The 17,776-nt window shown below is 71.3% G+C and carries 15 protein-coding genes and 2 pseudogenes; 4 read left to right on the plus strand and 13 right to left on the minus strand.

Features of this window, described 5'->3' with window-relative positions; translation table 11 throughout:
- The first annotated feature begins 166 nt into the window (after positions 1–166).
- Genes ACYVF7_RS42650 through ACYVF7_RS42660 form a run of 3 tightly spaced genes read left to right on the plus strand, consistent with a single transcriptional unit; the run spans position 167 to position 4,843 of the window.
- Positions 167–1,141, plus strand: a complete 975-nt coding sequence (locus tag ACYVF7_RS42650; protein WP_460358424.1) for an AAA family ATPase — start codon at positions 167–169, stop codon at positions 1,139–1,141.
- 1 nt (position 1,142) lies between these two features.
- On the plus strand, positions 1,143–2,378 hold the full coding sequence (locus ACYVF7_RS42655) for a DUF58 domain-containing protein (protein WP_460351681.1): 1,236 nt from the start codon (positions 1,143–1,145) through the stop codon (positions 2,376–2,378).
- Complete coding sequence (locus tag ACYVF7_RS42660; protein ID WP_460351682.1) at positions 2,375–4,843, plus strand: transglutaminase family protein; 2,469 nt, start codon at positions 2,375–2,377, stop codon at positions 4,841–4,843. Before ACYVF7_RS42655 ends, ACYVF7_RS42660 begins: the two co-directional genes overlap by 4 nt.
- Before the next feature lie 411 nt (positions 4,844–5,254).
- Here ACYVF7_RS42660 and ACYVF7_RS42665 read toward each other — a convergent pair whose 3' ends face one another.
- The 12 genes and pseudogenes from ACYVF7_RS42665 to ACYVF7_RS42720 form a co-directional block, all read right to left on the minus strand.
- A complete protein-coding gene (locus ACYVF7_RS42665) occupies positions 5,255–5,656 on the minus strand; it encodes a DUF3040 domain-containing protein (protein ID WP_460351683.1) in 402 nt (133 codons plus the stop codon).
- 149 nt (positions 5,657–5,805) lie between these two features.
- Positions 5,806–7,110, minus strand: a complete 1,305-nt coding sequence (locus tag ACYVF7_RS42670) for a DNA polymerase IV (RefSeq protein WP_460351684.1) — start codon at positions 7,108–7,110, stop codon at positions 5,806–5,808.
- Between the two features lie 10 nt (positions 7,111–7,120).
- Positions 7,121–7,840, minus strand: a complete 720-nt coding sequence (locus ACYVF7_RS42675) for a methyltransferase domain-containing protein (RefSeq protein ID WP_460358427.1) — start codon at positions 7,838–7,840, stop codon at positions 7,121–7,123.
- Between the two features lie 72 nt (positions 7,841–7,912).
- Complete coding sequence (gene nusB, locus ACYVF7_RS42680; protein WP_460351685.1) at positions 7,913–8,329, minus strand: transcription antitermination factor NusB; 417 nt, start codon at positions 8,327–8,329, stop codon at positions 7,913–7,915.
- Between the two features lie 3 nt (positions 8,330–8,332).
- Positions 8,333–8,890 (minus strand): elongation factor P, encoded by a 558-nt coding sequence (gene efp / locus ACYVF7_RS42685; protein WP_345431221.1) that lies wholly within the window; start codon positions 8,888–8,890, stop codon positions 8,333–8,335.
- A gap of 36 nt (positions 8,891–8,926) precedes the next feature.
- Positions 8,927–9,994: a M24 family metallopeptidase gene (locus ACYVF7_RS42690; protein WP_460351686.1), complete on the minus strand. Its 1,068-nt coding sequence runs from the start codon at positions 9,992–9,994 to the stop codon at positions 8,927–8,929.
- Positions 9,995–10,253: 259 nt separating this feature from the next.
- Positions 10,254–11,300 carry an LLM class F420-dependent oxidoreductase gene (locus ACYVF7_RS42695; RefSeq protein ID WP_460351687.1) on the minus strand — a complete coding sequence of 349 codons (1,047 nt, stop codon included), beginning with the start codon at positions 11,298–11,300 and terminating at the stop codon, positions 10,254–10,256.
- 95 nt (positions 11,301–11,395) lie between these two features.
- Positions 11,396–11,842 (minus strand): type II 3-dehydroquinate dehydratase, encoded by a 447-nt coding sequence (gene aroQ, locus ACYVF7_RS42700; protein WP_460351688.1) that lies wholly within the window; start codon positions 11,840–11,842, stop codon positions 11,396–11,398.
- 23 nt (positions 11,843–11,865) lie between these two features.
- Complete coding sequence (gene aroB, locus ACYVF7_RS42705) at positions 11,866–12,933, minus strand: 3-dehydroquinate synthase (RefSeq protein WP_460351689.1); 1,068 nt, start codon at positions 12,931–12,933, stop codon at positions 11,866–11,868.
- Positions 12,930–13,430 (minus strand): shikimate kinase, encoded by a 501-nt coding sequence (locus ACYVF7_RS42710; RefSeq protein WP_460351690.1) that lies wholly within the window; start codon positions 13,428–13,430, stop codon positions 12,930–12,932. The genes aroB and ACYVF7_RS42710 overlap by 4 nt, the downstream gene beginning before the upstream one ends.
- Entirely contained in the window at positions 13,427–14,605 is a 1,179-nt protein-coding gene (aroC, locus tag ACYVF7_RS42715; RefSeq protein WP_460351691.1) for a chorismate synthase, read from the minus strand. The genes ACYVF7_RS42710 and aroC overlap by 4 nt, the downstream gene beginning before the upstream one ends.
- A 117-nt stretch (positions 14,606–14,722) precedes the next feature.
- A pseudogene (locus ACYVF7_RS42720) lies at positions 14,723–14,830 on the minus strand (transposase); the annotation flags it as partial.
- 166 nt (positions 14,831–14,996) lie between these two features.
- Here ACYVF7_RS42720 and ACYVF7_RS42725 point away from each other — a divergent pair.
- Positions 14,997–16,142, plus strand: a pseudogene (locus tag ACYVF7_RS42725) (RNA-guided endonuclease InsQ/TnpB family protein); the annotation flags it as partial.
- Between the two features lie 926 nt (positions 16,143–17,068).
- On the opposite strand, the gene ACYVF7_RS42730 reads toward ACYVF7_RS42725, so the two are convergent.
- Positions 17,069–17,590 (minus strand): hypothetical protein, encoded by a 522-nt coding sequence (locus tag ACYVF7_RS42730; RefSeq protein WP_460351692.1) that lies wholly within the window; start codon positions 17,588–17,590, stop codon positions 17,069–17,071.
- Positions 17,591–17,776 lie beyond the last annotated feature (186 nt).

The following is a 17,776-nucleotide window of genomic DNA, read 5'->3' on the forward strand; positions in this document are numbered from 1 at the left end:
GCACCCTCAAGACATCGCCGTGAACGGGCCTAACGACGTACTGTCAGTACCACACGGAATTGGTATGACCCAGTTACAAGTGACATATCGGGTGAGTGCCCGTCCGCGGGCGGTGGAGCGGCAATCCGCGCTCGCCGTTCGGGTGGCCGAGGAGGGGTAAGTGTCAGTGACCACGCACGACGGTGTAGGCGGCGGACTGGACGGGCTGGGCCAGATCTCGAAGAAGATCCTCGCGGCCATCGAGTCCGTCATCGAGGGGAAGCCCGACGTCGTACGGCTCGCGCTGACCGTCCTCCTCGCCGAGGGTCACCTGCTCATCGAGGACGTCCCGGGTGTCGGCAAGACGATGCTGGCCAAGGCGCTCGCCCGGTCGATCGACTGTTCGGTGCGACGGGTCCAGTTCACGCCCGACCTGCTGCCGAGCGACGTCACCGGGGTCAGCGCGTACAACCAGGAGCGCCGGGAGTTCGAGTTCAAGCCGGGGCCGGTGTTCGCGAACATCGTCGTGGGCGACGAGATCAACCGGGCCTCGCCGAAGACGCAGTCCGCGCTGCTCGAGTGCATGGAGGAGCGGCAGGTCACGGTGGACGGCCACACCCACACGCTGGACGCCCCCTTTATGGTGATCGCCACCCAGAACCCGGTGGAGATGGAGGGGACCTACCCGCTTCCGGAGGCGCAGCGGGACCGGTTCACCGCCCGGATCGCGATGGGGTATCCCGAACCGGGCGCAGAGCTGGAGATGCTCGACGTGCACGGCGGGCCGTCGCCGCTGGACCGACTCCAGCCGGTCGCACACGCCGCCGACGTCCGGTCGATGATCGAGGTCGTCCGGAGCGTGCACGTCGCGCCCGCGCTGCGCCAGTACGCCATCTCCCTGGTCACGGCCACCCGGGAGCATCCCGAACTCCGCCTGGGCGCCTCGCCCCGGGCCACGCTCCAGCTCGTCCGCGCTTCCCGCGCCTACGCCGCCCTCGACGAACGGGAGTACGTCCTCCCCGACGACCTGCAGCGCCTCGCGGTCCCCGTCCTCGCCCACCGGCTGCTGCCGACGGCCGACGCGCAGGTCCAGCGCCGCACTCCCGAGCAGGTCGTCGCCGAACTGGTCCAGCGCGTCCCGGTCCCCGGCCACCGGCGCTGACATGACGACGCTCAGCGCGCTGACCACCCGGGGGCGGTCGTTCATGGCCGCGGGGATCACCGCCATCGTCTGCTCGTTCGTGCTGGGCGAGCGCGACCTGCTCCGCGCCGGCCTGCTGGTCCTGTCGCTCCCTCTGCTGTCCGTCCTCGTCGTCTCCCGTACCCGCTACCGGCTGACCTGCTCACGCCGGGCGTCCCCCGCCCGGTTCCCGGCGGGGCAGGAGGCGCAGGTGCACGTCCTGCTGGAGAACGTCTCCCGGCTGCCCACCGGGATCCTTCTCCTGGAGGACCAGGTGCCGTACACGCTGGGGGGACGGGCGCGGTTCGTGATCGACCGGATCGAGCCGCACGGGGCGCGGGAGATGGCCTACCGGGTGCGCGCCGACGTGCGCGGCCGCTACCACGTCGGACCGCTGACCGTACGTCTCGCGGACCCGTTCGGCCTCGTGGAGCTGGCGCGGTCGTTCTCGGCCGCGGACGCCATCACCGTCACCCCGCCGATCGTGCCCCTCCCTCCGGGCCGGCTGACCGGCTCGTGGACGGGCGGCGGCGAGAGCCGGTCCCGCATGGTGGCCAGCGCCGGGGAGGACGACATCGCCCCGCGTGAATACCGTCACGGCGACGACCTGAGAAGGGTGCACTGGCGGTCGACGGCGCGCCGCGGCGAGCTGATGGTGCGCCGCGAGGAACAGCAGTGGCAGACCAGCGCCACCCTCTTCCTCGACACCCGGCGCACGGCCCACTGGGGCGACGGGCCCGGAGCGACGTTCGAACAGGCGGTCTCGGCGGCCGCCTCCGTCGGGCTGCGGCTCGGGCGGGACAACCTCGGCCTGCGGTACGTCACGGACGAGGGCGTCGCGCTCCCTCCGTCGGCGACGTTCGAGGGGGCGCTGCTCGATCTCCTCGCCGTCGTCCGCACGTCGACCGGCCGGTCGCTGCGGCCGGGCGTGGCGGCCCTCCGCGAGGCCGCGACCGCCGGCGACGGCCTCATCGTGGGCGTCTTCGGACGGCTGACGTCGGAGGACGTACGGGAGATGACCCAGGTCAGGCGCGGCGCCGCCGCCTGCGTCGCGGTGATCGTCGGGGAGAGCGGCACGGGCCCCGAGGTCCTGCGGATGCTCCGCGTGGCGGGGTGGCGGGTGGTCACCGTATCCTCGGCCGCCGCCCTGGAGACGGCCTGGGGCGAGGCCGGTGACTCCGGGTTCCGCGGTGAACCGGATCGGACGGAGGCGCGATGAGGATACGTCTCACGATCGTGGCCTGCGTGGCGACGCTGCTCGCCTCGCTCGCGCTGTACCCGCTGTTCAAGACGGCGACGTGGTTCGGCAGCGGGCTCGGCGCGGTGCTGACCGCCGGTCTGGCGGGCGTTCTCACCCGGAGGCTGCGGCTGCCGATCCTGGTCTGTCTCGTGATCGGCCCGGTGGCACTGCTGATCTACCTGACGGCGATGTTCGCGTCCGGTCCGGCGCTGCTCGGCGTCATCCCCACCCCCGCGTCGGTCTCCTACCTCGCCGCCCTGCTCCAGGACGGCTGGCAGGAGGTGTTCCAGTACGCCACGCCGGTGCCGGTCCTGCCGGGGATCGAGCTGATGAGCACCGGCGGCATCGGCCTGATCGCGTTCGTCGTCGACCTCCTGGCCGTACGGCTGCGCCGCGCGGCGCCCGCCGGGCTTCCCCTGCTGGCGATGTACGCCCTGCCGGCAAGGTTCCGCCAGGAGAGCACGGGATGGCTGGTCTTCCTGCCCGGCGCGGCCGGATACCTGGCGCTCCTCGTGACCGACGCACGGGACCGGCTGTCCGGCTGGGGCCGCCCGGTCTTCACCCGGCACTGGTCGGGCGAGAAGTTCGTGCACGACCGCCCCGACTCGAGACCGCTGGCCGCCACCGGGCGGCGCATCGGGCTGACCGCCGTCGCCATCGCCATCGTCGTCCCGCTCGCGGTGCCCGACATCCATCCTCGGTGGCTGCCCGGCAGCGGTGGGGACGGCCCGGGCGGACTCACCACCGTCACGACCCCGGACCCGCTCGTCAGTCTCAAACGCCAGCTGGTGCGGCAGGACGACGCCATCGTCCTCACCTACCGCACCACCGACGACCTGACCCCGGAGTACCTGCGGATGTACTCCCTGGACCGGTTCGATGGCGACGGCTGGACGTACTCCCCCATGCACGGGGACAAGGACGCGCGGGTCAACGGCAAGACCCTGCCCGCGGCACCCGGCCTGGGCGACAGCTCGATCCGCACGGTGAACACCAGGATCGCCGTCGACTCGCACGTGCGCGGCATGAACGTGCTGCCGACCCCGTACCCGCCGACCAAGGTGGCGATCAAGGGCGACTGGCGGGTGGACGCCCCCTCACTGATGATCTTCTCGCTGCGCGACTCGGCCGGCGGGCAGACCTACACGGTCTCGAGCGTCCGGCCGACGCCCACGTACCAGCAGCTGGAGACCACGTCGCCGATCCCGTCCGACGTCGCGTCGCGCTACCTCGCCGTACCCCGCGGGATCCCCTCGGACGTCGTCGACCTGGCGAACCGGCTCACCTCCTCGGCCTCGACGCCGTACGACCGCGCCGTGAAGCTCCAGCAGTGGTTCGTCCGGCCGGGGAACTTCACCTACAGCCTCGACGCGCCGTCCCCGCGCAACGTCGGGGCGCTCCGCGACTTCCTGTTCACCAGCCGGACCGGGTACTGCGAACAGTTCGCGGCGTCCATGGCGCTGCTCGCGCGGATCATCGGCATCCCCGCGCGCGTCGGCATGGGCTACACCGCGGGCACCCGGCAGTCGGACGGGAGCTGGATCGTCCGGACCAAGGACACCCACGCCTGGCCGGAGCTGTACTTCAGCGGCATCGGCTGGCTACGGTTCGAACCGACCCCGGCGGGCGGCGGCGGTCAGGGCAGCGCGACCGTGCCGGACTACACCGCGCCGCAACTTCTCCCCGGCGCCCCGACCGGAGGGTCCACGAACCGGCCCCCCTCGACCGGGTCGACGCCGGACGGCCGCTCGACCGCCGGTCCCGGCACGGGCCTGCGTCACCGCCCCGACCCGCTGGACCGGAACGGCGCGGCCGGCGCGTTCCCCCCGCCCGACCAGGGCGGGCCTCCGATCGGCCGGCTGCTCCTGATGCTTGCCGTCATCCTGATCCTGGCGGTCCCGGCGACGCTGCACCGTCTCGCGAGCGCCCGCCGCTGGGCCGGGGCGGCGTCCAACGCCGACGTCGCGCACGCGGCGTCGGGCGAGCCGAGGGACGCGACGTCGCGCCGCCTCGCGCGCGTCAGCCGCTGGGCCCGGCCGGCGTCCAACGCCGGCGTCGCGCACGCGGCGTGGGACGAGCTGAGGATCGCCGCCGTGGACTTCGGGCTGCCCTGGCAGGCCGGAGACAGCCCGCGGGCGACGGCCCGGCGGCTCATGGAGGCGCGACCTCTCGGCGAGCCGGCCGCGGACGCCCTCGCCCGGCTCGTCAAGGCCGAGGAACTCGCGCGGTACGCGCCGGCGCCGGGCCCCGCCACGGGCCTGCGCGACGACGCGCGGGCCGTGCGGGCCGCGATCGCGGCCGGGGCGGGCCGCCGGCGCCGCTGGCGGGTCCGGCTGCTGCCGCCGTCCGCGATCATGCTCCTGCGTCACGGGATCGGACGGGCGCTGGACGCCTTCGACCGGCTCGACTCCCTGACGCTGCGCCGCCGGCACTCTCCGAGCTAGGGCCTGTCTCAAAGCCCCGCTGTCCTACTGCGCGGCGCCCAGGCGGCGCCTCGCCGCGTTGTCGTCGGTCGCCAGCCAACACCAGGCTGACTCCCTCCTCCGCCTTGCGAGGCACCACCTGGACACCGCTCGCTACGGACGGGGGCTTCGAGACAGACCCTTGGGCCTGTCTCAAAGCCCCGCTGTCCTACGGACGGGCGCTTCGAGACACGAGGACGGGTCCGGTGGATCTTCCTCCGGCCGGCCCACCCGACACGAGGACGGGTCCGGTAGATCTTCCTCCGGCCCGCTCACCGGACGCGAGGGCGCGTCCGGTGGATCTTGGTCGGCCGACCCACCGGACACGCCTCAGCGGATCAACGAGTCACCGCCCGGCGGGCTGCCGGGCGGTGATGTGGGTCTCGTGGGGGCTCAGGGCTCTTCGTGACGGCGGCGCCAGCGCTCCTCGAGGCGCTCCATGAACCCGCCGCTTTTGGCCGACTTCGGCCGCTTACGGCCGCGCTTGCGCGGCGCCGGGGCCGCGGCGACGCCGTTCATGCGCTTCCAGCTCGTCAGGCCCCATGCACAGCATGTGACCATGAGCAGGAAGCCCGCCACGCTGATCACGATACTGATCGGCATGGTGTTCACGATGACGCCTGCCAACACCACGAACAGGCCCAGTGCGGAGCCGATCGCGGCCTTCCAGATCCTGCGCCTGTAATGCACCTGCGGATCGGTCGAGCGGACCGCCGAAGCGAACTTCGGATCCTCGGCGTACAGCGCGCGCTCGATCTGGTCGAGCATGCGCTGCTCGTGGTCAGAGAGCGGCACGGCGCCTCCCAAAGACAGCCCCGCGAGGGGGATTCCCACGCCGGACGGGGACATGGCTATCGGTGATATGCCCAGAATACGAGCCCTGACGACCGGGGGAAAGAAAACGTTCGACTGGGGATAGGCGGATCATGATTCAATGTCCCTGCTCACTGCCCGTAGTCACCATGATCACGGCTACCTCTGGGGCCATTCCGACCCTCTCGAGCGTGGCGATTATCACGCTCACGCTCGGCGCGGACCAGCGCTGCGGGGCGTACGGCCCCCGCGCCGAACTTCCTCGCGGCCAGGTCCATGGCCGCCTCGGCCTGCCGCCAGCCGGTCTCCGGCTCCCCCAGGGCGAGCTGCCGCGGCGTCGTCCCGGCCGGCATGAGATTCTCCACGCGCACGCCGACCAGCCGCAGCGGAACCCCCTCCAGGCCCGACGCCTCGTACAGGGCGCACGCGGTCGCGTAGATGTCGCGGGCCAGATCGGTCGGGTCCGAGAGGGTGCGGGCCCGGGTGATCGTGCTGAAATCCCCGCGGCGCAGCTTGACGGCGATCGTGCGGCCGACCAGTCCGGCGTTCCGCAGCCGCGCGCCCACCCGGTCGGACAGACGCAGCAGCTCCCGCCGGATCGCCTCCGGGTCGGCGATGTCGCGGTCGAAGGTCTCCTCCGCGCCGATGCTCTTGTCGGGAACGGCCGGCGTCACCGACCGCGGGTCCCGTCCCCAGGCGAGCGCGTGCAGGTGCTCGCCCACCGCCTCCCCGACCTCGCGCCGGAGCGTGTCGACGGGGGTCCGCGCCAGGTCGCCGACGGTGCGCAGCCCTAGGCGGCGGAGGATCTCCTCGGTACGCTCCCCCACTCCCCACAGCGCCGCGACCGGCAGCTGGTGCAGGAAGTCGACGACTCCGTCGGCGGGCACGACGAGCAGGCCGTCCGGTTTGCACCGGGTGGACGCCAGCTTGGCCACGAACTTCGTACTCGCGATCCCGACCGAGCAGGTGATGCCCTGCTGCGCGGAGACCTGCTCCCGGATCATCCGGCCGATCTCGGCGGGCCGGCCGAGGCGGCGCAGCGCGCCCGCCACGTCGAGGAACGCCTCGTCGAGCGCCAGCGGCTCCACGAGCGGCGTGATCGATCGGAAGATCTCCATGACGCCCGCCGACACGGCGGCGTACTTGTCGTGGCGCGGCGGCAGCACGACCGCCTGCGGGCAGAGCCGCCGGGCCCGGCTCATCGGCATCGCCGAGTGCACGCCGAACGTACGTGCCTCGTACGACGCGGCGGCCACGACACCGCGCGGCCCCGCTCCGCCGACGACGACCGGGCGGCCGCGCAGCTCCGGGCGCTCGAGCAGCTCGACGCTCACGAAGAAGGCGTCCATGTCCACATGCAGGACCGTGCAGCCAGTGTCGTCCCCCGGCGGCCCGGGCGGCGGCCCCGGCCGATGCAACTGCTGCTTCCTGCTCATGGCTGTGGACCTAGCGCCGGTAGGCCAGGGCGTGGAGCTGGGTGGCGACGTCCTTCAGGACGGGGTGCATGGACACGGCGCGCTCGAGGGCGACGAGCTCGTCGGCGGCACCGCGCTCACCGTCGATGATGCCGCTCGGCACGAGGTCGGAGAACACCCGGACGCCGTGCACCGGCCCCGCCCGCAGGCCCGCGCTCTCGATCAGCTCGGCCAGCATGCCCGAGGTGAACCGGCGCGGAACCGGATCGCGGTCCCCCCACCGGCCCTGCGCGCTCGACAGCACGCGGCGGGCGTCCTCGAAGTGCCCGGCGAGCGCCCGGTGGAGGACGGCGGCGACCTGGTTGGCGGCCAGCACGCTGACCGCTCCGCCGGGCCGGACGGTGCGGGCGATGGCGGCCAGCGCCGTGGCCGGGTCGTCGACGTACTCGAGCACGCTGTGGCAGATCACGAGGTCGGCGCTGTCCGGCCCGACCACGTCGAGCAGCCCGTCGGCGTCGCCCTGCACCGCGCGGACGACGACGCCGGCCTCGGCGGCCCGGCGCTCGAGACCGGCGAGGGCGTCGGGGCTGGCGTCGACCACCGTGACCCGGTGCCCGAGCTCGGCGAGCGGCACGGCGAACCCGCCCGTGCCCCCGCCCGCGTCGACGACGTCGAGCCGGTCCCGGCCCGACGCCTTGGCGCTCTCGTCGAGAACGTCGCGCAGGATCTCCCACACGACGGCGGTGCGCATCGACCGCGATCGCGGACGATCGGTCACGCCTGCCCCCTCCCGGCTCGGCGACTCTCCGCCCACACTAGACGTCTACAACGACAAGGACGGCTTGAGCTCCAGCAGCCGAGACAGCAGGCCGTTGACGAACTTCGGCGACTCGTCGGTGGACAGCTCGGTGGCCAGGGCCACCGCCTCGCTGACCGCGACGCCGTCGGGGACGTCGTCGCTCCACAGCAGCTCGTACGCGCCGAGGCGCAGGATATTGCGGTCGACGATCGGCATCCGGTCGAGCGTCCAGCCGACGGCGTACGTCGTGATCAGCTCGTCGACGCGCTCGCGACGCTCGGCGACGCCCTCGACCAGGCGCTCCATGAAGTCCTGCTCGGCGAGCCGATGCTCGGACTCCCGGATGCGCCGGTCCAGGACCTCGGCCGGTGCGTCACCGCGGATCTCGGCCTCGTAGAGGATCTCCAGGGCGCGCCTGCGTGCCTTGCTCCGTGCGGCCACGGATCAGGCTCGACCGAGGTAGTCGCCCGAGCGCGTGTCGACCTTGATCTTCTCGCCGGTCGTGATGAACAGCGGGACGTTGATGGTCGCACCGGTCTCGACCGTGGCCGGCTTGGTGCCGCCGGTGGAACGGTCGCCCTGCAGGCCGGGCTCGGTCTCGGTGATCTCCAGCACCACGGCCGCCGGCAGCTCGATGTAGAGCGGGGTGCCCTCGTTGAAGGCGATCACGGCGTTCTGCTCCGGCAGGAGGTAGTCGGCCGCGTCGCCGACCGTGGCGGCCGGGATGTGGGGCTGGTCGTAGGTCTCGGTGTCCATGAAGACGAAGTCCTCGCCCTCGCGGTAGAGGTACTGCATCTCCCGCTTGTCGACGTTGGCCACGTCGACCTTGGTGCCGGCGTTGAAGGTCTTGTCGACGACCTTGCCGGACAGGACGTTCTTCAGCTTGGTACGGACGAACGCGCCGCCCTTGCCAGGCTTGACGTGCTGGAACTCCTGAACGGTCCACAGCTGGCCGTCGAGGTTCAGCGTCATGCCGTTCTTCAGGTCGTTCGTCGTCGCCACAGTGTGTCGTTCTCCCGCTTCGGCGGTCTGCCGCGTCTAGATGACGAGCAGGTCCTTGGTCGTCTTGGTGAGCAGCTCCGGACCGTCCGCACGGACCACGAGCGTGTCCTCGATGCGGACCCCGCCGCGACCGGCGACGTAGACGCCGGGCTCGACGGTGATGGGAACTCGATCCATCAGTTTACCGGTCTTGTCATACCCCATGAGCGGTGCCTCGTGGATCTCCAGGCCGACACCGTGTCCGAGCCCGTGCGGGAAGTCGTCGCCGCGGCCGGCCGCGACGATGAGATCGCGGGCGGCGGCGTCGACCTCCTTGGTGATCGCGTCGGGGCGAGCGGCGGCGACGCCGGCGGCCTGCGCGGCCGCGACGAGGTCGTAGATCTCGCGTTCCCAGGCGCCCGCCGCGCCGACCGCGACCGTACGGGTCATGTCGGCGTGGTAGCCGCCCTGGCGCGCGCCGAAGTCCATGGTGACGAGGTCGCCGTGCTCGATCGCGCGGTCCGACGGGACGTGGTGCGGGATCGCGCCGTTCGGGCCGCTCGCCACGATCGTCGCGAACGCGGGCTGCTCGGCGCCGAGGTCGACCATGGCGCGGTCCAGGGCGACCGCGATCTGACGCTCGGTGACGCCGGGCCGGATCGTCGGCAGGACCGCGTCGAAGGCCCGGTCGGTGATGGCGCAGGCCTCCGCGAGGAGCGCGATCTCCTCCTCGTCCTTGACCTTCCGCAACTCCTCGACGGCATGGCCGAGCACGACCAGCTCCGGCGCGCCCGGCTCCGCGGCGAGCGTGTCGCGCGCCTCGACGGTGACGTCGTGCGCCTCGAACGCCAGCCGGCCCGGCACCTTGGCGGCGAGCGACCCGGAGGTGTCCCGGTCGATGACGCACTCGAGCTCCGGGCAGACCCGCGCGGCGGTCCCGGCGTACCGCCCGTCGGTCGCCAGCACGGCGGTGCCGTCGGCGCGGACGAGCAGGGCGGCGTTGGAACTGGCCAGCCCGGTGAGGTAGCGGACGTTGACCAGGCGGGTGATGAGCGCGGCGTCGGCGTCGCGGGCGGCGATGAGCCCGGCCAGCCGCGCGCGGCGGACCTCGTGGATCTCCGGCATGCCCCCGACTGTACGCCCGGCGGGTGACCTCGGAAGACACGCCCCGGATGGGCCCACGGCACCACGGACCCGCCCGCGGCGTCATGGGCCGCCCGAGGCGTCACGGCCCGTCCGCGGCGCCACCGCACGCCCGCACCGCCACAGGCCGCCCACAGCGCCACCGCACGCCCGCACCGCCACAGGCCGCCCACAGCGCCACCGCCCGCCCGAAGCGCCACGGGCCACCCGCGGCGTCACGGCTCGGACGCGACAGCGTGGCTCACACCGAGGCGGCGAGCTCCCGGATCTGCTCGATCAGCTTGACGCGGCCCTGGTGGTCGCCCGCCATCGGCGCGACGTTGAGGGTCGTGACGCCGGACTCCTTCAGCGCCGCGAGACGGTCGCGGACGAAGCCCTCCGAGCCGATCAGGGAGGTCTTCTGCAGGAGCTCGAACGGGACCTTGGCGGCGGCCTCGTCCTTCTTGCCGTCGAGGTAGAGGTCCTGGATCTCCTCGGCCTCCTTCTCGTAGCCGTACCGCCGGGCGAGGTCGTTGTAGAAGTTGCGGCCCTTGGCGCCCATGCCGCCGATGTAGAGCGCGGCCATGGGCCGGCCGAGGTCGAGCAGGCCGTCGACGTCGTCGCCGATCGCCAGGAACGCCTGCGCGACGATGTCCAACTCGCCGAGCGAAGGATCGCGCTTGGCCTTGCCGCGGGCGAGCGACTCACCCCAGACGTCGCCGGCCTTCTCCGGAACGTAGAAGATCGGCTCCCAGCCTTCGGCCAGTTCGGCGGTCATCTCGACGTTCTTCGGGCCGAGGGACGCGATGAAGATCGGGATGCGCTCGCGGACCGGGTGGTTGATGAGCTTGAGCGGCTTGCCGAGGCCGGTGCCCTCCTCGGCGGGCAGGGGCAGCTTGTAGTACTTGCCGTCGTAGCTGAGCCGCTCGCGGCGCCACACCTTGCGGCAGATCTCGATGATCTCCCGGGTCCGTCCGATGGGCGCGGTGTACGGGACGCCGTGCCAGCCCTCGATGACCTGCGGGCCGGACGCCCCCAGTCCGAGCACGAACCGCCCGCCGGAGACGTAGTCCAGGCCGGCCGCCGTCATCGCGGTGAGCGTCGGGGTGCGGGAGTACAGCTGGAGGATGCCCGAGGCGATCTGCAGCCGTTCGGTGCGCGCCGCGATGAAGCCCATCTGGCTGACCGCGTCGAAGCTGTAGGCCTCCGGCACGAAGACGATGTCGAGCCCGGCCTTCTCATAGTCCGCGAGCTCGTCGACGGTCTCCTTGAAACCGCCCGCGTAGTTGAGAGACATCCCGATGCGCATGCGCCGCACCCCAATCAGACCAAACCGACCAGTAACCGAATGAGATTCAGTTTTACCGTACCGGAGTCGGCCGGGGACGGCCCTAGCGGCCCCGGTCAGTCCGCGCTCTCCGCCAGGAGCTCGGCGATCGCCTGCAGAGCCAGGACGTACGAGAGGAGACCGAAGCCGGCGATCGTGCCGGTGGCCACCGCGGCGACGACCGAGGTGTGCCGGAACTCCTCCCTGGCGGCCGGGTTGGAGATGTGCACCTCGATCAGCGGGGCCGTGCGCTGGGCGATGGCGTCGCGCAGCGCGTACGAGTAGTGCGTGAACGCCGCGGGGTTCAGGACGACCGGGGCCCTGGCGTCGGCGGCCTCGTGCAGCCAGGACACCAGCTCGGCCTCGTCGTCGGTCTGGCGGACCTCGGCGTGCAGGCCCAGGCGCCGGGCCGTGTCGCGGCAGAGGGCCGTCAGGTCCTCGAAGTTCGCGGCGCCGTACACGTCGGGTTCGCGGCTGCCCAGCCGCCCGAGGTTCGGCCCGTTCAGGACGAAGACCTCACTCATCGACCGCCCGCCCTCTTCTCCGCTCAGTGGGTCACCCGCTCGTACGCCCGTACGAGCAGGTCCTCGTCCGGGTCCTCCAGCCGGCCCGGCACGGCGATGCCGTCGAGCACGACGAACCGCAGCCGCGCGCCACGCGCCTTCTTGTCGACGCGCATGGTGTCGCGCAGCGCCGGCCACACGTCGGGGCGGTAGGAGACGGGCAGGCCCACGGCGGACAGGATCGCCCGGTGCCGCTCGACGTCCGTGTCGCTGAGGCGGCCGGCCAGGCGGGCCAGCTCGGCGGCGTACACCATGCCGATGGAGACCGCGTCGCCGTGCCGGAAGCGGTACTCCTCGAGCTTCTCGATCGCGTGGCCGAGCGTGTGGCCGTAGTTGAGGATCTCGCGCAGGCCGCTCTCCTTGAGGTCCTCGGACACGACCCGGGCCTTCACGGCCACGGCGCGCTCGATGAGCTCCAGGGTGTGCGGCCCGTCGGGCCGGGCGGCGGCCTCCGGGTCCTCCTCGACGAGTTCGAGGATCCTCGGGTCGGCGATGAAGCCGGCCTTGATCACCTCGGCGAGGCCGCTGACGTAGTCCTCGCGCGGCATCGTGACGAGTGTCGTCAGGTCGCACAGGACGCCGGCGGGCGGGTGGAAGGCGCCGACGAGGTTCTTGCCCTCGGGGATGTCGATCGCGGTCTTGCCGCCGACCGCGGCGTCCACCATGGCGAGCAGCGTCGTCGGCACCAGCACGACCTTGACGCCGCGCAGCCAGCTCGCGGCGGCGAACCCGGCCAGGTCGGTGGTCGCGCCGCCGCCGACGCCGACGACGACGTCGGTGCGGGTCATGCCGAGCCGGGCGAAGCCGGACCACAGCCCGGCGAGCACCGCGACGTCCTTGCCGGCCTCGCCGTCGGGGACGGGGAACGCGTGGACGTCGTAGCCGGCCTCGGCGAGCACCCCGCACACGGGCCGGGCGATCTCCGGCAGTCCCTCGGGGTGCACGACGGCGATGGTGCGGGCCTCGCCGACCAGCGCGGGCAGCTGCCCGAGCACGCCGGTGCCGATCACGACGTCGTACGGCGCGTCGCCGCCGACGTGGACGCGGGTCACGACAGCCCCTTGACGATCTCGTCGGCGATGTCGGCCGGCTCCCGGTCGTCCGTGCCCACCGTGAGGACGGCGAGGCGCTCGTAGACGGGGCGCCGCTCCTCCATCAGCTTGCGGAACTGGCTGCGCGGGTTGAGCACGAGCAGCGGCCGCGCCGAGGCCAGCCCGACCCGCTTGACGGCGTCCGAGAGCCCGACCTCGAGGTACACAACGCGGTGACCGGCCAGGTCGGCCTGGGTGCCGGGGTCCAGGATCGCGCCGCCGCCGAGGGCGATCACGCCGTCGTGTGTCGCGAGGGCGTCCTGGACGGCCGCGCGCTCCAGCGCGCGGAAGTGCTCCTCGCCGTCGTCGACGAAGATCTCACCGATCGGCTTGCCGGCCGTGGTCTCGACGTCGTGGTCGGTGTCGCGGAACGCGACGCCGAGGCGCTCGGCGAGGAGCCGCCCCACGGTGGTCTTGCCGGATCCGGGCGGTCCGATGACGACGACCTTGGAATTCACTTGATCACCAGAGATGAGAGGTAGCCCTGCAGATTACGTGCGGTCTCCTCGACGGAGTCGCCGCCGAACTTCTCGACCACGGCCTCGGCCAGCACGAGCGCCACCATCGCCTCGGCGACGACCCCGGCGGCGGGCACCGCGGTGACGTCGCTGCGCTGGTTGATCGCCTTGGCCGGCTCGCCGGTCGTGACATCGACCGTGTCCAGCGCGCGCGGCACGGTCGAGATCGGCTTCATCGCGGCCCGTACGCGGACCGGATCGCCGGTGGTCATGCCGCCCTCGATGCCTCCGGCGCGGCCGGTGCGCCGCCGGATGCCCTCGGGGGTGTTCTCGATCTCGTCGTGCGCCCGCGAGCCCGGGCGGCGCGCGGTCGTGAAGCCGTCGCCGACCTCCACGCCCTTGATCGCCTGGATGCCCATGAGCGCCCCGGCGAGGCGCGCGTCGAGCCGCCGGTCCCAGTGGACGTGGCTGCCCAGGCCGGGCGGCAGGCCGTAGGCGAGGACCTCGACGACGCCGCCGAGCGTGTCGCCGGCCTTGCGAAGCTCCTCGATGTGGGCGACCATCGCGGCGCTCGTCTCCGGGTCGGCGCAGCGCACCGGGTCGGCGTCGATCCGCTCGAGGTCGTCGGGGCCCGGGAGGACGCCGTCGGGGGCGCCGATCTCACCGAGCGCGACCACGTGGCTGAGGACGCGGACGCCCGCCACGTCGTACAGGAACGCCTTGGCCACCTCGCCGATCGCGACCCGCGCGGCGGTCTCGCGGGCGCTGGCCCGCTCCAGGATCGGCCGGGCGTCGTCGAAGCCGTACTTCTGCATGCCCGCGAGATCGGCGTGCCCGGGCCGCGGCCGCGACAGCGGCGCGTTGCGCGCCTGGGCCGCCAGTTCGTCCGGGTCGACGGGATCGGCCGACATGACCGTCTCCCACTTGGGCCACTCGGTGTTGCCGACCTCGATCGCGACCGGGCCGCCCTGGGTGCGGCCGTGCCGGATCCCGCCGACGATCGTCACGCGGTCCTGCTCGAACTTCATCCGGGCGCCCCGCCCATGACCGAGCCGACGGCGGCGCAGCGCCTCGGCGATGTCATCCGAGGTCACGCGCACACCGGCGGGCAGCCCTTCCAGGATCGCGACGAGGGCCGGGCCATGAGACTCCCCCGCGGTCAGCCAGCGCAGCATGTGGTGAATCCTTTCATCCCCACGGAAGGCTACCGGGATCGTCGGTAGTGCTTCGCCGACCGGGTCGGCGAAGCAGGAGCCGGACCACAGGCGCTATGCACGCCACTAGTACTGCACGAGGTCTGGGAACACTTGGCGCAGGCGGCGGGATGAGACGCCCTTGAGGAAGTTCAACAGCTTGGACACGGCCACCTTCGGCGGGAAGTTGACCAACAGGTGCACATGGTATTGCCCCCATGATCTCCTTCGTAGGCGTCGCGTCCCGGTCGGTGAAGCCGCCGTGACGGTATTTCGACACGGAGACCGAATGCCGGCGAAGCAGAGAACACACCATCGACCAGTTATTACGTTCTGCTGTCGAATAATGACGAACTGTAGTACGGTGCTGGTCGTGCAGCTTCGGTACAGCTTCCGTCTGTACCCGAACGGGCCGCAGCGTGGGGCGCTGGCCAGGGCGTTCGGGTGTGCTCGCGTCGTGTTCAACGACGCGTTGCGCATCCGGAAAGACGCCCACGCCCAGGCACTGCCGTTGCCGACGGCGGCGGAGTTGTCCAAGCGGGTCATCACCGAGGCGAAGAAGACTGCCGAGCGCGAGTGGCTCAGTGAGGTCTCCGCCGTCGTGTTGCAACAGTCCCTGCGGGACCTGGAGGCGGGATACTCCAACTTCTTCGCCTCGCTCAAGGGCACCCGCAAAGGGCCGAAGATCGGCGAGCCTCGGTTCAAGTCCCGAAGGGACACCCGGCAATGCGTGCGGTTCACCGCGAATGCCCGATGGTCAATCACGCCGGGCGGCGACCTGCGCCTGCCGAAGATCGGTGATGTGCGGGTCAAGTGGTCCCGCTCCCTGCCGTGTGTGCCGTCCAGTGTCACGGTGATCAAGGACAGCGCAGGCCGATACTTTTGCTCCTTCGTCGTGGAGACCGACCCAGATGAGGCACTGTCCCAGACCACGCCTGAGGTCGGTATCGACCTGGGGCTCGGGCATTTCGCGGTGCTGTCGGACGGGCGCAAGATCGACGCCCCGCGTTTCCTGCGCCGGGCGGAAAAGAAGCTCAAACGCGCACAACGCACCCTTAGCCGCAAGACGGAGGGCTCGAACAACCGCGAGAAGGCCCGGCTCAAGGTCGCCCGCGCGCACGCGCGGGTGGCCGATGCGCGGCGTGAGTTCCACCACCAGCTCTCCACTCAGTTGATTCGCGAGAACCAAGCGATCGCGGTGGAGGACCTGGCGGTCAACGGACTCGCCCGTACGTGCCTGGCCAAGTCTGTCCACGACGCCGGATGGGCCCAGTTTCTGGCGATGCTGGAGTACAAAGCCGCACGGTATGGCCGCACGTTCGTGCGGATCGGCCGGTTCGAGCCCACCTCTCAGGTGTGCTCGGCCTGCGGCGTCAAGGACGGCCCCAAACCGTTGCACGTCCGGCAATGGACCTGCGGAGCGTGCGGGACCGTCCTGGATCGCGACATCAACGCGGCCGTGAACATCGGCCAGGCCGCCGGACTGGCGGTGACAGCCTGTGGAGCGCAGGTAAGACCGGAACTTCGTTCCGGCAAGCGCGGTGAAGCAGGAACCCACCGAGACGGTCAAACGACCGTGGTAGGAATCCCCGGCCCTAGCCGGAGGAGCGGAAGTCAACACCAGAAGTGTGACGATCTTTCTTCGATCAGCTGGGTGACGGGATGGCCGGGGCCGTGGGCCGGTTCGCTGGTCGACATCTCGGACGTGACCCGACAGAATCCCGCCGCGCGCGCCGCTGCAGCCCGACAGCGCGTCATGTTCGTCCCCGCCGAAGACGGCTGAGCAGAGGAGGCACCCGGTCGGGCACGGCCGGGTGGCGCGTCTCACGCTGCGGACACGTGCGCTCCGTCTTGATGAGATTCGAGCCGCTGGTCTCGCCGCCCGCCGGGAGCCGTCGAAGTCACGACCGACCGTGGGCAGGCCGCAGCTCGCGTGGAAGTCAGTGAAGGCCTTCTCGGCCGGAGGGCCCCCGCCACCGACGATGTCAGCAACGATCACGCACTTTACTATTTCCTTACGTCAATGCCCGGGCTGACGCGGCATCGTGAAACTCGCTGTCCCGCCGGTGCGCGTAGACCTTGGTGTCGACGGCGATCACAAGCGATCTCCGTACGCAAGCCCCCGCAGCTCGCTCCATGACGCAGTGCGCACCTCGGACTGTAGTCCGTCTCCACCGACCGACGCGTCGGGGAGGACGTAGTCGCATCTGTTGTCATGCCGCGCCAGACCCATGGACCCATAATGCCACAGTCGATGACTGTGTGAGCATGGATTGCTACGAAGCGTCATGACCGTCGCGGCTGAAGCCTCCCGCTGCCCGCGCGAGACCCCCATGCCTCTCTGCGCTTCGGGGCGACGCACACCCGAAAAGGGGTCCCATCGTGTCCTGGAAGGGCCATGAATGGCCCTTCCAGGACACGTACGGACTGCTGCCGCCGGTCGACTCAATGGTCGCGGCGGACCCGGCGGAATCGGCGGAAGCGCCCGTCGAAGAAATCGCGGCCGCGGACTCGCGTGTGCGCGAAGATGGGCGGGCGGCCGGCCGTCTCGACGCAGATGACCCGGCGGCCTTGGCGGTCGGCGCCGCGGAAGTCCGGGTCGAAGAAGCAGCCGAGGGCGTTCTCCGGGAATCCGATCGCCCCGGTGAACTCCAGGTGCCTGCGGGTCTTGAACGGCCCGTCGAAGAATCTGCCGTCAAAGAAGCGCCGGTTGTCGTCGTCTCTATCGGGGCCGATGTTGACGTTGGTCCCGCCGCCGTCCGTGACGGCGCTGGCGCTCGGGGACGGCTGAACGTGCGGGACGGCGTTCTGGTGTGCCGGGCGGACGGCGTCCGCCGCGGCGGCCGGCGCCGGGTTCCACGACGTCGCCGTCGTCAACACCCCGGCCGATCCGGCCGTGATCAGGATGATCCACGAACGAAGGCCGGTGATCGGGCTCTTTGTCCGCCCGTTAGCGCGAGGAGTCAATTGTTTCCCCATATCTGTTCGGCCCGGTAGGACGGGTTTCTTTCGGAGCACGCCAAGGGCGTACCCCAAAATTGAATACCCCTTCCGATCCGACGGGGAATCACGACTCACGTCGGGAAAAGGCAAACAGCGAGGAATGATATTCCGGCACCCGGACATCATTCGTTCTTCGGGCGCGGAATGGCC

The sequence above is a fragment of the Actinoallomurus acanthiterrae genome, assembly GCF_054775715.1.

Excerpts from the sequence above, each read along its gene's own strand:
- ACYVF7_RS42655 (WP_460351681.1), top strand. The coding sequence starts at position 1,143 with ATGACGACGCTCAGCGCGCTGACCACCCGGGGGCGGTCGTTCATGGCC.
- ACYVF7_RS42660 (WP_460351682.1), top strand. The coding sequence starts at position 2,375 with ATGAGGATACGTCTCACGATCGTGGCCTGCGTGGCGACGCTGCTCGCC.
- ACYVF7_RS42670 (WP_460351684.1), bottom strand. The coding sequence starts at position 7,110 with ATGAGCAGGAAGCAGCAGTTGCATCGGCCGGGGCCGCCGCCCGGGCCG.
- ACYVF7_RS42675 (WP_460358427.1), bottom strand. The coding sequence starts at position 7,840 with ATGCGCACCGCCGTCGTGTGGGAGATCCTGCGCGACGTTCTCGACGAG.
- ACYVF7_RS42690 (WP_460351686.1), bottom strand. The coding sequence starts at position 9,994 with ATGCCGGAGATCCACGAGGTCCGCCGCGCGCGGCTGGCCGGGCTCATC.
- ACYVF7_RS42695 (WP_460351687.1), bottom strand. The coding sequence starts at position 11,300 with ATGCGCATCGGGATGTCTCTCAACTACGCGGGCGGTTTCAAGGAGACC.
- aroQ (WP_460351688.1), bottom strand. The coding sequence starts at position 11,842 with ATGAGTGAGGTCTTCGTCCTGAACGGGCCGAACCTCGGGCGGCTGGGC.
- aroC (WP_460351691.1), bottom strand. The coding sequence starts at position 14,605 with ATGCTGCGCTGGCTGACCGCGGGGGAGTCTCATGGCCCGGCCCTCGTC.